We start from the raw sequence: 15,752 nt of genomic DNA, 5'->3' as shown, positions 1-15,752 counted from the left end.
ATCAAAGGAGAGAATGAAGAAGATGAAGTTATATAAGTCATGGAATCGGAGGATACGTCCTATCCTATGGTGGCTTGTCATTATTGGACTTGTAGCGGCGATGCCTCTGGCGATCATGCGCGAGCACACTGAAACATCCACAAATAAAGTTGAATTTGTATTTAACTATCGTTCTTTACTGGAAATATCGGACTCACAGCCTAAGCCAGATCAGTTTATAGATGAGAATTTGGGCAAAATGAAAGATATCGGCATTACGTCTATGTCTGTGTTTGAATCGACACTGAACGAGCTGAAGATGGGCCGTCGAATCGATGTATTCACATCTCATGAGGCGATGTTGCTTACGCAAACAGTTCTACCTGTGAATAATAACTTCACGTATATCTTGTTTAATAATAAAGAAGCGCAGGACAAGCTTGAGCCGATTATTAGACAAGCGTTTACTGAGGATTATGGAGTCCAGGTTCAACCGTGGTCTTACAAAGAACGTAACGGTTTAATTATCGAAATGGGAATGGATGACGCTTTATTGCGTCCTATGGATCCAGACCCAATTACCATGCAAGCTTTGAAGGACAAAGGCTTCAATATCGTAGTCAGAATGTCCAATAAGCGTCCTTTTGACACTAAACGGATGGATACACTTCTTGGAGATCTCCATAATAAATATGGGGTCACTCGAATTATTCCAGACTCCGATGCTGTTCCTGGATTCACACAAGATGAAGATGACCTTCTTCGATTTGCAGATAAAATGCGTAAATATGATATGGGATTGGCAACAATTGAAATGCTGAAGGAGCCGCAAAAAGGCTTTAACAGATTAGCCAATGCGATCAATTACAATGTTGTTCGCTTGCATTCTTTCACAGAGAAAGATACAGAGAAGTTCATGGTGCCAATGATGAGTGGCGATCTGAACGGTCTTATTGAAGCAACGGCAGATCGCTTCGTGCTAGCGGTGAAGGACCGCAACATTCGGATGATCTATCTGAATGCCAAACCTGCCAAAAGTTTAGATAAGAAACAAGTGGATCAGCCGCTTGAAGCGATTTATAAAAGCTTGGAAGGCCCTAATGGAGCCATTCAGCGTATTGAAAATCTGGGCTTTACACCAGGACCTGCTGAAGCGTTCCATGTTGATCAGACTTCCTTTATCAAGGTATGGCAAAAAATTGCCGCTGTCTTGCTTCTGCTTGGTGGAGTTGCGCTTATCGCGCTGATGTTCTCCTATTTTGTTCCTGAATCGACGCTTCTGGTATTCGGTATTGGACTCATCGGAGCAGCAGGTCTCAACATCCTGTCCAGTTCGCTGTACGCGACAATACTTGCGCTGGCTACATCTATAGCCGCACCAACCGTCGCTATGATGATGGCAGTCAGGAGTGCAACTAAAGCGAACCCAATTGAACAAAAATCAAGCGTCTTGTTCGCTCTCTGGCTTGTTATTCGCACAACTGCAATTTCCTTGATCGGTGCTGCTTTTGTAGTCGCGCTGCTTAACCAAGTCAAATACTTCCTGGTTCTAGAGCAATTCCGCGGTGTTTCGATGCTGCACTTGATGCCGATTGTACTGGTTGGCGTGTATGTCCTATTATTTAATGATGATGTTACGTATGCGAAGCGATGGAATAATTTAAAAGGTATTTTTAATTACCGGATCAGTGTGATTTGGGTTGTACTCGCCGTACTAAGTGGCGTTATCATTTGGTTCTACCTCTCCCGTACGGGGAACGAAGGAAATGCTTCATCGTTTGAGCGTATGCTTCGCTCCTTTTTGGAGGATTGGCTTGGTGCAAGACCGCGGAATAAAGAGTTCCTGTTTGCACATCCAGTCTTCCTGTTAGGTGCTTACTTGTCGGTTAAGCACAAGAAGGCGATATACTTAATGATTATTGGTGTAATCGGACAGCTGTCCGTCGTCGATACATTTGCGCATTTGCACACACCACTTGATATTTCAGCGCGTCGCGTTGTCTATGGTTTGATATTAGGCTTAATTATTGGTCTTGCACTGATTGCAGCTTGGGAAATCATCACTAGGAGTTGGAAGCGATGGGGAGCACCCCTATTCAGAGAATAGTTCTATCCGGTTATTACGGTTTTGATAACAGTGGGGATGAGGCCGTCCTGCAATCGATCCTGTTTGCCCTTGAGGCACAGGGTCGCGAGCAAGGCATTCAGATCGAGCCCATTGTGCTATCTGCGAACCCTGCTCGGACAACTGAAATGTACGGCGTACGCGCTGTGCCGCGTATGAAGCCAGGCGCAGTCATTAGCGCCTTGCGTGAGAGTAACGGGCTTATCTCTGGCGGTGGTTCCTTATTGCAAGATGCTACGAGTTCAAGGACGATTCCGTATTACCTTGCGATTTTGAAGTTAGCGCAGTGGCTTGGCAAACCAACATTCATCTACTCACAGGGCATCGGTCCCGTAAGTCGCCGGATGTTCTGGCCTTGGATTCGCTCGACGATGAACAAGTGTGCTTACATCTCTGTCCGCGATGAGGAATCTGCTGATTTGCTCACTCAAATGGGCGTAAAGCGTGACCGAATCGAGGTTACCCCCGATCCGGTAATGGGATTGCCGCTGCGTGGTGATGTGCAGCAGCCAAGTGCTGTTGCCGCTTCTGAATCAGCGGCAAGCAGCACCCACGCACCCGCCACTGGTTCAGTGGCAGGTGAAACACTAACGCCCGCCGCGGATGCTACGGCAAGCGGAACTTTTACGCCTGCCGCTGCTTCATCGGCAAGCGGTAACTCCGCGCTCGCCTCTGATCCAGAGGCAAGCGTAACCCAAGCGCCTGCGCCTGATGCAGTCGCAGGCGAAACTGGATCACCCGCCCCTGCGGGGCAGCGGGTGATCGGCGTCTCGGTCCGCTTCTGGGAAGCGGACCGCAGCGAGCTTGCGGCGCTCGCGGACAGCCTGCGCCGCATTCAAGCAGCAGCATCCGTACGTATACGGATGCTCCCGTTCCACCATCCGACGGACGAAGAAGCGTCGGAATATGTGCAACAGCGGATGGCGCAGTCAGCCGCTGGGAGCGTAAGCACCACCAACAGCCAAAGCGAATCGGCATCGCCTACCGGCGATGTGATCATCGCCCGCGGCATTAGCCATCCGCAGGATATGCTCGCAGAGGTAGCCTCCTGCGATCTCATTATCGGGATGCGGCTGCATTCACTTATTTACGCCGCATCTCAGCATGTGCCCATGGTTGGCATCTCATATGATCCGAAGATCGATCATTTTATGCACCGCCTGGGCATGGAACCGGCCGCATCGACGCGCAGCATCGATGCGAAGCAGTTTAGCGAGCATGTTCTACAGCTGCTCGCCTCATCAGAACAGTGGCGGACGCGGACTCAGCCCGTCATCGAAACACTCAAAGCGCAGGCACAGCAGCCTGCGCAACAAATATGCAGACACCTACGTCTAAAGCTCTAGAAGGATGCGATTCCATGAACATGAATGAAACCAAAGGTTCAACGCAAGCTTTAACTCAATCTTTTCCAACTGTATCGATTTACGGTGTACCCGTTTCCCGAATGAATATGAAGGAAACGGTCAAGGTACTAACGAATGCGATCGAACAGCGTGTGCCGCATCATGTGGTCACAGTCAATCCGATTATTATTATGGCTGCACTTGATGACTCACAGTTCTACAAAGACTTGCTCGCAGCAGAATTAATTGTTCCTGATGGCACAGGTGTCGTATGGGCAGCTAATTATGTTGGTCAGCCAGTACAGGAACGCGTCCCGGGTATTGATTTGGTACATGAACTCATGAAGGTTGGCGAGCCAAAACGGTGGAAGGTGTACATGCTAGGCGCATCACCTGAAGTTATTAAGGCTGCGGCTGCTAAGCTGCAAGAGAGCTATCCAGCGATTCGCGTGGTTGGTTACCGTGATGGTTATTTTGCAGATGCCGAAGATCAAGACGTAATCGCATCCATTCGTGAATTAGAGCCAGACATTCTGCTCGTTGGTCGTTCTACTGATAAACAAGAGCCGTGGATTGCAAAGTACAAGAAGGAACTTAATATTCCCATCGTGATGGGGGTGGGTGGTACATTTGATATCCTTTCGGGTAATCTTAAACGTGCACCTAAATTGTTTCAAAAGCTTCAAATAGAATGGCTCTATCGTCTATTGCAAGAACCCAAACGGTACAAGCGTATGCTTGTATTGCCGAAATTTGCACTTAAAGTCATCCGAGAGCGAGATAAAGTGCTTAAACCTCGTTAATTTACGTTAATATGGTCCGAAATAAGCCTATTTGCGTCAAAAATGCCAGTGGTATTTATTCTTTATTGAGAGTATAATTTGTTCGTGAATCAGATTGAATGAATTAGCAATACTATTCTTGGATATAAAAAATTTATAATTTTGTGGCATTGAGTAAGTAGAGGGGCAGGGAATTAATATTATGGAATGGTTATATATAATTGGATTTGTAACATCGTGCCTAATTGCATTACTACTAACACCGCTTGTGAAGCGGTTTGCATTCTGGGTCGGGGCTACCGATCAACCGAACGGACGTAAAGTGCATACGAAGATCATGCCACGGTTAGGTGGACTAGCTATTTTTCTAGCTTTTGTTGGTGCTTTCTTCGTTGTCTCGCCTGTTCTGAACGATTATAACTATGATGCAGCACTTGGTCTTCTACTTGGTGGAACCGTCATTGTGATAACTGGTGCGCTTGATGATCGTTTTCAACTTAGACCTCGATATAAATTGCTAGGACAGCTTGTAGCTGCGGGAATTGTTGTTGCTTTTGGGATGCGTATTGAGCTTAGCAGCCTACCATTCATAGGTGACATGCTTGCAAATGCAGAATGGATTTCGATACCTGTTACGATTCTATGGATCGTTGGTGTATCCAACGCACTTAACTTGATTGACGGACTCGACGGATTATCCGCTGGTGTATCGGGAATCGCAACATTAACGATTTTCGTACTAGCGCTTATCGTTCCGAGCGTAACCGTATCGTTACTCAGTATTATTCTACTAGGTGCAATCGTAGGTTTCTTATTCTACAACTTCCATCCAGCCAAAATATTCATGGGCGACTCCGGTTCACTCTTCCTAGGCTTCGCACTAGCAACACTGTCGATCCTAGGATTTAAACAAGCAACTGTTGTATCCTTGCTGATTCCAATTCTAATCCTTGGGGTTCCGCTATCCGATACTGCACTCGCAATCTTGCGCCGATTGGTGAACAAGAAGCCGATCTCCGCGCCAGATAAGAATCATCTGCATCACTGTTTATTGCAGCTTGGATTCTCGCACCGAGTAACAGTACTGATCATCTACGGAATTGCTCTTATCTTCAGTGGTAGCGCAATCGTCTGTACGATCTTACTAACCAAAGAAACAACTTGGGCTGTATTCTTGATCATTGGTATACTTCTCACATTCTTGGCAGTCGGTGCCGAATTCATCGGTATCATCTCCAAAGGCCGTCGCCCCTTGCTCAGCTTATTTCAGAAGCTCGGTCAGATGGTAACTAAATCGAACTAATCTATTCTTTATTTCATAGAGAGCCAATCTATTAGTAGAGTTCTGCTGATAGATTGGTTTTTTTGATAGGTTTACTTACAGTTGAGTTGAGCTAATTGGGAGAGTACACTTCAGACAGGTCAATTACTTGGTGCGTGCGGCTAATAATTATCTGGCACAGTCCAGAATTGGCGCATTATCTGGTGAGGCATGCTGGAATTGTACTTGGTGCGGCCATTAATTACCTTGTGCAGTCCAGATTTGGCACATTATCTGGCGAGGCACGCTGGATTCGTACTATATACGGCCATGTATTACCTCTCAGAGGTAATTTGTTAAGCGATAAGTGCTGAGAATGGCCCAAGACCAGTAAATTTAGTGTATTAAACCAATAAATATGCCATTCATGGCCCGACATCTCCTAATTTTGGCCGAATGCGCATCGCTCATTTCCACACGAATTACCAGATTTGACCTAAGCGCCCTCTATTCATCGTTGTCGATCACCTACCATCTATCCGCATCCATCCCCATTCATCCCCATCCGTCCTATGCCCCACCTTTGTGAACTCCTTCCACATATCTGATCCAACCATCCAATTCTACTCTCGGTAATTAGCGTATCCAGTTAAGCGATATCCCGTAATCTTCCGATTAGGACGTTCAGGAGTCAACAATCCTTCAATCCTTCATTCATAAAATGTGTAATCCAATTACGTGCAGTTCTCATCGGAATGTTGAAGCTTCCCGCAATATCGGAAGAACGTAGGAATCCACTATATTGATAAGCTAATTGAATTAACAGCTGTTTGCGATGCGTCCAGATCTGCCCGTCTAGTGCTACTCCAGTTCGCTTATTCAAGAGTGTCCACCAAGCTTGTGCAATCTGATGCTGACACTGCATCGGCTGCTTATCTACTTGATAGGCAGAGAATCGCAGGATCATCCTCATCTCCGATTTACCTAACTTATTCCGATGCTGTCCCGATCGATCCGCACTGAATTCGAACTTTCGAATATAATTAGCTAGCTCTGACTTCAACTTAACTTCCACCTCTCTACATGACAATTTAGTGGTAACCAGGTGTCCCGGACAGCAAAAAGCACACCTTGCCATATAGGACAGGGTGTGCTTCACTCTTAGCTATCATTTTAGATGAACAATCTTCAAATCGCAATATAATAAGCGTGCTTACAGATCTGGTTACCCTTCAAGGCTTCTAAGGTAATCATCATTATAAATCTAACTTCCAATCTTCACTTTTCTGCGACAAAAACCGATAACATAAACTACAGAACTGTCTTTGAATTTGGACGTCTACCCAAGAGGTAGATTTGTTTACTGGGGGTGTATGGGACGTTCGAATACTTCATCGACATTAATCGCACATATGGACGAAAATTGGTTCAATAATAAGTAAGGGAGAGAATACATTGAAGAATTTTAAAAAGTTTATAAGTTTATTTCTAAGTATTGCATTAGCATTGTCAGTCTTCGGCAATTTCAATGTGATGCAAGCGGAAGCGGCTACGGCTACTTTTTTTATTCCAGATAATCAGAAACTGCGCGATACTGCGAACCTGGATTTAGGATTTGTAGGTGGAACTAGCACTGCTCCTCCAGATGCATTAACACGAGACAAAGTATATATTTCAAATGATGGCTATTTGGATGACAAAGGTACTTTTCAAGATGTTTCTGGTACAAGCTTGAGTGTTAGAGTCGATCAGATCGCATATAGTGGAACGGAATGGAAGATCCAAGATGGTAAAACTAGAAACTCCTCTGTTCCGAGCCCTAGTCCAAACCGATATCAAATTTCGAAACTCCAACTTTTTCCTGGTTACAACAAAATTACTCTGACTGGCCAACAGGGTGGAGTAGACAAGAGTGATATTTTCTATGTCCTATATGAATCAGGACCTGTACTTGTTTCCCTGCAACTGTATGAAGGTAATACTTTGGTAGATGTTAACCAATCATCAAGAATTGTTACCAGACAAGGTGCAGTTGTTTTCCAAGGTACGGTACTGAATGCAACTTCTGTAACAGTTAATGGAAATAGAGGTTCAGTGACAGAGAATGGTTCTTTCTTCTCCCCCGGTGTTATTCTCACGCCTGGTATTAATAAGATTGAATTCATATTCAAGAATGCAAGTGATGAACTGAAGTTTACAAGAGAAATTTATTTTTATGACCAACAGCAGCCTTTCTCGTCTATTAAGGTTACTCAAGGAGGCAGTACTCACGATATTGTAAATAATAGTGCTACTTTTACCGGTGAGACACTTGTTGGTGAGTTAGAGATCGAGGTGCTTGTTCCATATCAGGCAATTCCATTCGGTGGAAATTCTGAGCTTAAGATTAACGGTGGATCAACAATCGCTCTTCCTGCTGGATCGTCACCATATTTTGTAGAAGAAGAAGTGTTTTACGGTACTTCGAATCAACCTGAGTTTAGGAGAGTTCATTTCAAAATTCCGAGCTCAGACTATTCTTTAAAGCCTGAATCTGTTGGGGGTACAATACCAGCAACTACTCAGTCACTTAGTTTGGTCCTAACTTATGGTGCGAATGCTCAAAAATCGACCGCTTCTATTAATCGAACTTATAATGTAGCACCAAATCAAGTTTTATTGAAGAATGCGTATTTACTACCGGGGATAACTGATGACAATGCTAATAAAGTTACTGTTAATACACCTAAGCAGCCTTTGAATGGGAGCAATGTTGATAAATCAGATTTTTATATTTTAGTGGAAAGTTCAGCAACACCTCCAATTGACCCTTTAGAAATTAAATTTGAACCATTAGGTACTTTAACATTGGCACCTGTTAAAGGTTCAACATTTGACGGACCTGCTGGTAATCCAAATAAGTTTACTGTCTACAAGGTTGAGAAGTTTCCTGAGGGATCTCAGAATTTAGTCTTCCAGTATCGTGCTAAGAATTCAACGCTTAAAGTCAAAGTTAATTTTGTTGCCAAAACATATATTCAAGTCGATAACCTAACTGACGGCCAAGTTATCGAATTAAATTCTACACCTGGCTCAGGTATAACGAACATAGTAAAGCTTAAAGGCCAGTTTATAGGGTTTGGTACCAATATATTGGATCCTAAATTATTCATTAATAATACTGATCAAACGGGTTTATTGGATTTTAAGTTAAATGCTGATGGATTAACTCATAGATTTCCAGATGGATATCCAAAGGACTCAATAGATTTAGTAGTTGGCGAAAACACGACCCCACCTAGCCCACTACATTATGGGGAGAATATCATCAAGTTTGTTATTAAATACGGAACTACTGATAATGTAGTAAGGGAATATATTAAAGAAATCAAAATATATATCGTTGATAAGAATACACCGAAAATTAGCTTAGTAAGACCGATCACCGTACCTAAAGGTGTAAGGGCTGGATTAAATGGAGATCCATCAACTTATTTACTACCCTCACCTGAGTTTCAACCAAGTGGGACTTTAGCCAATACGTATACAACAACGCATAAATCTTTTGACTACTTCTTAGAAGGAAGTGGAGCGTCTGAAATTAGTATTAAGAAAGCCGGGGAATTGATCTTTAAATTCCGTCCGTCAACAAATGAAAAGGAAACCACAATAACCCCTGGCGTGACACCAACGGATGTTATTGAAGTTCTTCATAACACGCTTCCACCAGGTACAAGTCTTGATTATTTTGGACTTAAGAGTGGTTTCAAAATTCGGATTAATGGGCTGCCAATTAATGAACTTGGTGCACATGTGTACACTGCTGAGCTCAAAAGTGATACAGGTTCACCTGTTACATCCCGTCTCGAAATTAATCGTACAACAGCGCCATATCGAGTACTAGCACCCAAAGCTAATGTTGGTAAACAGATCGTTGTAAACAAGAACTTTGTGTTGTTCGATATTGAAGCAGAGGGTGCCAAGGAAGTAATCGTTAATGGTATAGTTGCTGAGAAACGTAGTGATATCGATGATCGTTTTACAGCAACTGTGACCAAACTAAAGGCAGACAAGGATAATAAAATCAAGTTAACTATTAAGAGAGAATCTGGCGATATTAACGATACAGTTAATGTATATTATGCGAGTGATGTAGGCGTTGATTCCATGTACATGGAAAAGCTGTCTACTAAACACTCTGTATTTAACAAGAAGCTGCAACTAAATTTCCCGAAAAATACAGTGCTTCGCCGCAACTCAGACAACAAAATTTATCCGGATAGTACTATTCTGTTCGGTATAGCGTCACCTGATGATGGTGTTGTTGGACGGGTGAATGATTATGGTGATGTATTAGGTATAAATCCTGATCAGACGAATCAATTACGTGATGATAATGGAAACCCAATTATTACTTATATTGTTTCACAATTATATGAGCGATTCAGAAGTCCAGTAGGGCGCGATCATTTCACAACAGTTTCACCATATTACTGGATTTCAGTTGGATATGCGGAGCGTGGCAACCCTGGTGATAGCAACTATCAGACTGCTACGGGCGGATTACCTCCTTATAATCACATTAATACGTTTTCAACAACAATGCCGAATCTGACATTTAGTCCTGAGATACGTAAGTTGACACCTTCTCAACGAGGTACTATAGAAATCGGATTTGATCCTAATATTGTGGTAGATGCAGGCTCCTATTTAACAGTTTTCCATTTTAATGATCAGGGTGAATGGACGAACATTGGTGGAGTTGTTGATATGAAGAGTAAGACAGTTACTGTACCTTTCAGTGAGTTTGGTTATTATACAGTAGCTAAGTTGAAGTATTCATTTAGAGATATCGTAGATCACAGCTGGGCACGTAATGTACTATCAGCACTTTATGCTAAGGGATTAATGACCAATCTGAGATTCGAAGACTTTGGTGCTGATGACTATACGACAAGAGGAGAATTTGCAGCAATATTAGTGAAAGCAATGGATTTACCGCTTAACTATGATAATGTTAATTCCTTCTTAGATGTCGTACCTGGCAGCCGTACAAGCACCTGGAGCTACGAAGAAATTGAGACAGCTGCTCGTGCAGGTATTATCCATGGAATGAGCGATCGAGTATTTAACCCAGGTGGTCGAATCACTCGTGAGGAAGCAGCAACTATGATTACTCGAACACTCAACCTAAAGACTTCAGAAATTAATGATAAGCTGATTGCTAAGCTTAGCAAAACATTTGTTGATGGTCCATCGATTAGTCGCTACGCATTACCAGGTGTGGATGCGGTGTACTCTGCTAAGATCATGGCAGGCCAACCTGCGGATCCGAAGAACAAAAAGTTATTCGTATTTAACCCACAAGCTAACCTTACACGTGCAGAAGCTGGACAGATTATGGTAAATATATTGAAGAAGTACAACCAGAAATTCGCTAAAGAATTATCGTAAATAGTAGGAATTGCGAAGGGCAGGGGACCTTTACGTAAGGGATCTTGTCCTTCGTTAAATTGTAAATCTTTTCTATATGGTAAAAGATTACTAATGACTGCCCTAGTATTCTAGGCTATACTTGCGTTAAGTGTTACTAGCAAATACATAATCCGACATCCATACATATAATGAGCAAAACTTTTTTTGAGAATACCGCAACTTTTCCTTTTGATATGCGTTTAATATTATGTGCGTTGAACGGCAAACGGCTGTTAGCGTAGCAATAATCGTATAATATTGGAATGAATTCTCAAAATCGCACTTTACGCTCAGTCTGAATCGTTGTATAATGTGAGCAGTGACACTGGGCGTGTCTAATTTTTGTGTTCTAGTTTACTAGATTCATTGCGACACCGTCGCTTATGAATATTAGTTATACAAATAAGCTCTAACTCTGGAAGGGGGGTGAATTGACCAATGAGAAAAACGGGCTCAAATATTACCCATATCAGTAATACAAATAATAACAATTCGAATGAACTTCGAGGAGGAGAAAAAAAGGTTATGAAAAAAAGTTTATCAGTAATTCTATCGACTACAATGGCATTATCCGCATTTTCATCCGTAGCATTAGCTGCAACATCAAGCTCTGAATTTGAGGATCTTAAGAACCTTTCAGCTGCTGACAAAGTGATCTTTGATCAACTAATTAAAGATGGTATCTTCTTAGGTACTGGCGATGGCAAATTTGGTGTAGACGCACCTATGAAGCGTTCCCAATTCGCAGTAGCAATCTCCAAAGCTCTTAAATACACTGCAGATGCAAAAGTTAGCTCGTTCTCTGATGTAACTGCTGACGCTCCAGAGCTTCCTTACATAGAGGCAGCTTACAAGAATGGTGTTGCTAACGGTAACCCAACTACACCTCCAACATTCTCACCAGCTGACGAAGTATCCAAAGAGCAACTAGCGATCTTCCTAGTAGGCGCTATGGGTGCCAAATACAAAGACGAAGCTTCTAAAGCAACTGGTAACGATGCAACTGTAACTAGCTGGGCTCAAGGCTATGTAGCAACTGCTCTTAAGTACAAATTGCTTGAGAACAATGCAGACGGTACTTTCGGTGGTAAAGAGAAAGCTACTCGTTACACACTAGCTAAAGGTGTAGACGCTACTCTTAAAGCAATCAAAGAAGCTAACAAGCCTGCTGAAGCTACTAAAGTTGATTCCGTTAAAGCAGACAACTTAGCACAAGTTGTTGTGACTTTCGATGGTCCAGTTGACAAGGCATCTGCTGAAGAAGTTGGCAACTATGTAATTAACAACGACAGAGTAATTGCAAGTGCTAAATTGTCTGAAGATGCTACTTCTGTAACATTAGAATTAGACACTAAAGCAGGTAATCAATTTACTCAACAAAAAGAATACAAGTTATCAGTTAGCAATATCAAATCAGGTGATAAAGTAGTTAGTGCACAAGATGTTGCGTTCACTCCTATTGATGTTACAATCCCAACCGTTTCTTCTATTACAGCTCTTGGTAACAAAACTGTAAAAGTGAAGTTTAACGAGCCTGTTAAACCTGCTAACACTGCTTCATTCACAATTGATGGTAAAGCAGTTGCAGCTAACACATCAGTTGTAAGTGACACTGTAATCTTGAAGCTATCATCCAAACTTGCTGATGGCGATCATACAATTACAGTAAAAGGTGTAACTGACTTTAATAACTTGAAATCACTTAGTGAAGAGCAAACATTCACAGTAGTTGCTGATACTGATGCTCCTACAATTGATTCCGTAGTTAACGCTACATTTGAGAAAGTAACAGTTAAATTCAGCGAGCCAGTTGATCCAAGCACAGTATTGATCTCCAACGTTTACTGGATGCAAGGTTCGAGCAAGAAAGTTGCTTCTGGCGTAAAAGCAATTAGTGACGATACTTACGAATTCGATTTCAGTGCTAACAAAATCCAGTACACTACTGATCTTTTTGTTAGCGGTGTAAGAGACTACTCAGGCAACTTGATTGCTAATGATACAAAGGTACAAGTTAATCCAGTGATCGACCAAACTCGTCCTGAAGTAACTAGCGCTGAGTACAAAGATAACAAATTTACAATTAAGTTCAACAAAATTGTTAACAGAGACAGTGCTCTTAAAGCTTCCAATTATGTTCTTAAAAACAGCAAAGGCGAAGTAATCCAAAAGTACAAAGAAGTTGCTTTATTGGATAACAGAACTGTAGTTGTTACGCTTCCATCAACACTTGGAGCAGGAACATACACTCTAGAAGTAGCTGGCGTGACTGACAACACTACTTTGAAGAATACAATGCTTCCATACTCCAAAACACTTACACTTAAAGATCAAGGACAGCCAACAATTACTGAAGTAGTTAGAAACGATAGCACAAATCAAGTTTTTGTTCAATTTAACAAGGCTATGGCAACTAGTGGTGAAGGTTCAGTTCTTGATCATGACAGATATTTAATTACACTTTCTGGAAAAGAAGTAACACTTCCTGAAGGTACTACAATCGCAACATCTTCTGATAGTAAGGTCGTTATTATCCAATTACCAGGCGATGTTGATGTTAAAAATGTAAGTAAAGTTAAAGTGTCAGTTGTTAAAGCTGCAAATGGAAAATATCCAGAGCAAATTTCTTCAGTTCATAGTGTTGTAACTAAAGCAGCTTCAAAACTTGAAGGTGCAAAAGCAACAGATAACACTACAATTGAATTGAAATTCGATCGTGCTCTTGCTGGAGATTCCTTGAGCACATACGACTTCAATGTAGTTGCTAATAACACTTACCTAAGCGTAGTTAATGCTGAATTTGGCGATGATAATGATGTTGTCATATTAACGCTATCTGATGCAAATAAACTAAACAATGCTGGTAAATATGACAACAAAGATGTTAATGTATCCCTACGTCAAAATGCTTCCACTTCTACAATTGATGGAAAATCAGCTGTAGGTAGTGCTACAATTAACGGTAAAATTGGCGCAGCAGTAACTAAGATTAATGGTAACATCGATGGAAAAACAATTGAAGTTGTATTTGATAATGATTTAACAGCAGTAACAGATCCAGCAGCTCGTCTAAATGTTGCTACTGATTTTATCGTCAAAAAAGGTTCAACAAAATTACAACCAGGTACTGATTACAATGTAAAATCAGTTACTAATGTTGCTAATGCTGGAGTTGTAACAATTGAATTAACTTCAACTCAAACTCCAGGAGTGTATAATGTAGCACTTAACCCTCGCTTCTTAAAAGCTGGTAATGGAGAATTAGTAGGTGCTATCGACACAACTGATGCAATCTATGTTAATGTTGTTGCTAGTAATGATTATGTAGTTAATACTGCAACAGAAGCAGTTCTTAAAGCAGAAACAACTAAGGATCAAAATGATGTAGCTGCTGCACAAGTACTGGTTAATGCTCTTCCAGAAGGTACAGTAAAAGCTGGTTTACAAACTAAACTTGATGCTGTAACAGCACCAGTTATTAGCAATGTTAGCATTAAATCTAATAACGCTACTTCTCCTGCAATTGCTAAAAACGGAGATATTCTTACATTAACATTCACTTCAAGTAAGCCTGTAACAAAACAAGCAAGCTTCAAAATCAATGGAAGTAACCCAGATACTTTTGTTGAAACTGTAGTTAATGGAGTTTACACTTATACAGCAACACATCTAGTAGACGCTGGAGATGTTGTTGGAAATGCTGTTACTTTCCAAATTAACGTACAAACAGCAACTGGTATCTTCTCACCAACTGTTGAAGCTACAACAGATAAATCAGCTGTTGTAATCGTAGCTTAATAAGATTACGAAACAATACTTTCTGAACTCAATTGAGTTATAGAAGTAGAAAACCCCTTAGAACTACTAGTTCTAAGGGGTTTTCTCTATCTATTTTTTCCAAATAATTATTAGTGGTACTATCTAAAAGAAACAATGAAGCTATCGTTAGGTTTAATGACTGTGTGTTTATTACATATTAAGTCCGGATAGTGGAAGGCTTTTTTCATTATGGAATGAACTTGTACCCTTTGTCCAAAATAGTCTATACTAATTAAATATAGAAAGATAATAGGGAAGGAAGTAGGTATCAGTGAAAAAAATCATTACAGGTATAATTATAGGAAGTGTACTATCACTTTCAGCAACTGCACTTGCCGAACCCATTAAGGAATATGTCTTAACAAAAATTAAATATCCTGTGATTGTTGATGGTCTTGATTATAAGAATGAAGAATTACCAGTTTTAAACTATGAAGGAAATACATATGTGCCGTTAAAAGCACTAGGTGATCTATTAGGAGTAGAAGTGAAGTGGCATGAAGATTTAAGAGTAGTTGAAATCAATAAAAATAAAATTGAACAAGAAGTTAATGATAAACACGAGAATAACAAGGAAGAGACTAAACCGGAGATAGACGAAAGACAAAAGTTGAAAATAGGTGATACATTTACTAATGGTGATTTTTCAATAAAATTACTATCAGCCTATAAAATGTCAGATCAAATGGTATGTAATTTTAACTACGAAAATAGCTCAGTTAATCMAATTGAAAATTATACTAATGTAACAGTAAATTTTAATCATAATATTCCAAAGATGGATAAAACGATTGAAGGTGAATTATGGTTCTCTCCTAAAAATAATACAGTATATGAATACCCAGCTAAACAAAAAGGATATGTTACTTATAAATTTGTATCTGAATTAGAACCAAGTTCGATTACACTTAAGGGTAAAGATGGAAATGATGCAATCTGGAGTTTATCACAAAAAAAATAGCTTTTTGGCATGATAATCCTATTTA

Annotated in this window: 8 protein-coding genes; 7 read left to right on the top strand and 1 reads right to left on the bottom strand. The window is 41.0% G+C overall.

Annotated elements, in window-relative coordinates; genetic code table 11:
• The first annotated feature begins 22 nt into the window (after positions 1-22).
• The 4 genes from AC1DOK_RS11670 to AC1DOK_RS11655 all read left to right on the top strand — a co-directional run bounded on the left by AC1DOK_RS11670 (position 23) and on the right by AC1DOK_RS11655 (position 5,535).
• Positions 23-2,086 (top strand): DUF5693 family protein, encoded by a 2,064-nt coding sequence (locus tag AC1DOK_RS11670; RefSeq protein WP_477554452.1) that lies wholly within the window; start codon positions 23-25, stop codon positions 2,084-2,086.
• Positions 2,059-3,450, top strand: coding sequence for a polysaccharide pyruvyl transferase family protein (locus AC1DOK_RS11665; protein WP_477554451.1), 1,392 nt, complete (start codon positions 2,059-2,061; stop codon positions 3,448-3,450). The genes AC1DOK_RS11670 and AC1DOK_RS11665 overlap by 28 nt, the downstream gene beginning before the upstream one ends.
• A 20-nt stretch (positions 3,451-3,470) precedes the next feature.
• Positions 3,471-4,253: a WecB/TagA/CpsF family glycosyltransferase gene (locus AC1DOK_RS11660; protein ID WP_477554553.1), complete on the top strand. Its 783-nt coding sequence runs from the start codon at positions 3,471-3,473 to the stop codon at positions 4,251-4,253.
• Between the two features lie 181 nt (positions 4,254-4,434).
• The gene (locus AC1DOK_RS11655) at positions 4,435-5,535 is read left to right on the top strand and encodes a glycosyltransferase family 4 protein (RefSeq protein WP_477554450.1); all 1,101 of its coding nucleotides are present in this window, start codon (positions 4,435-4,437) and stop codon (positions 5,533-5,535) included.
• A 649-nt stretch (positions 5,536-6,184) separates the two neighbouring features.
• Here the strand turns inward: AC1DOK_RS11655 and AC1DOK_RS11650 are convergent.
• Complete coding sequence (locus AC1DOK_RS11650; protein ID WP_477554449.1) at positions 6,185-6,556, bottom strand: hypothetical protein; 372 nt, start codon at positions 6,554-6,556, stop codon at positions 6,185-6,187.
• A 392-nt stretch (positions 6,557-6,948) separates the two neighbouring features.
• On the opposite strand from AC1DOK_RS11650, the gene AC1DOK_RS11645 reads away from it, so the two are divergent.
• From AC1DOK_RS11645 to AC1DOK_RS11635, 3 genes are all read left to right on the top strand, one after another.
• Positions 6,949-10,926: an S-layer homology domain-containing protein gene (locus AC1DOK_RS11645; RefSeq protein ID WP_477554448.1), complete on the top strand. Its 3,978-nt coding sequence runs from the start codon at positions 6,949-6,951 to the stop codon at positions 10,924-10,926.
• Positions 10,927-11,472: 546 nt separating this feature from the next.
• Positions 11,473-14,745 (top strand): S-layer homology domain-containing protein, encoded by a 3,273-nt coding sequence (locus tag AC1DOK_RS11640; RefSeq protein ID WP_477554447.1) that lies wholly within the window; start codon positions 11,473-11,475, stop codon positions 14,743-14,745.
• Between the two features lie 292 nt (positions 14,746-15,037).
• Entirely contained in the window at positions 15,038-15,727 is a 690-nt protein-coding gene (locus AC1DOK_RS11635) for a stalk domain-containing protein (RefSeq protein WP_477554446.1), read from the top strand.
• Positions 15,728-15,752: the final 25 nt, after the last annotated feature.

Source organism: Paenibacillus sp. P5_B5 (assembly GCF_056400365.1).
This window is presented reverse-complemented; position numbering and strand designations above follow the sequence as displayed.

What these genes read in the sequence shown, in the direction of transcription:
- AC1DOK_RS11670 (WP_477554452.1), top strand. Translation starts at nt 23, where the DNA reads ATGAAGTTATATAAGTCATGGAATCGGAGGATACGTCCTATCCTATGG.
- AC1DOK_RS11665 (WP_477554451.1), top strand. Translation starts at nt 2,059, where the DNA reads ATGGGGAGCACCCCTATTCAGAGAATAGTTCTATCCGGTTATTACGGT.
- AC1DOK_RS11660 (WP_477554553.1), top strand. Translation starts at nt 3,471, where the DNA reads ATGAATGAAACCAAAGGTTCAACGCAAGCTTTAACTCAATCTTTTCCA.
- AC1DOK_RS11655 (WP_477554450.1), top strand. Translation starts at nt 4,435, where the DNA reads ATGGAATGGTTATATATAATTGGATTTGTAACATCGTGCCTAATTGCA.
- AC1DOK_RS11640 (WP_477554447.1), top strand. Translation starts at nt 11,473, where the DNA reads ATGAAAAAAAGTTTATCAGTAATTCTATCGACTACAATGGCATTATCC.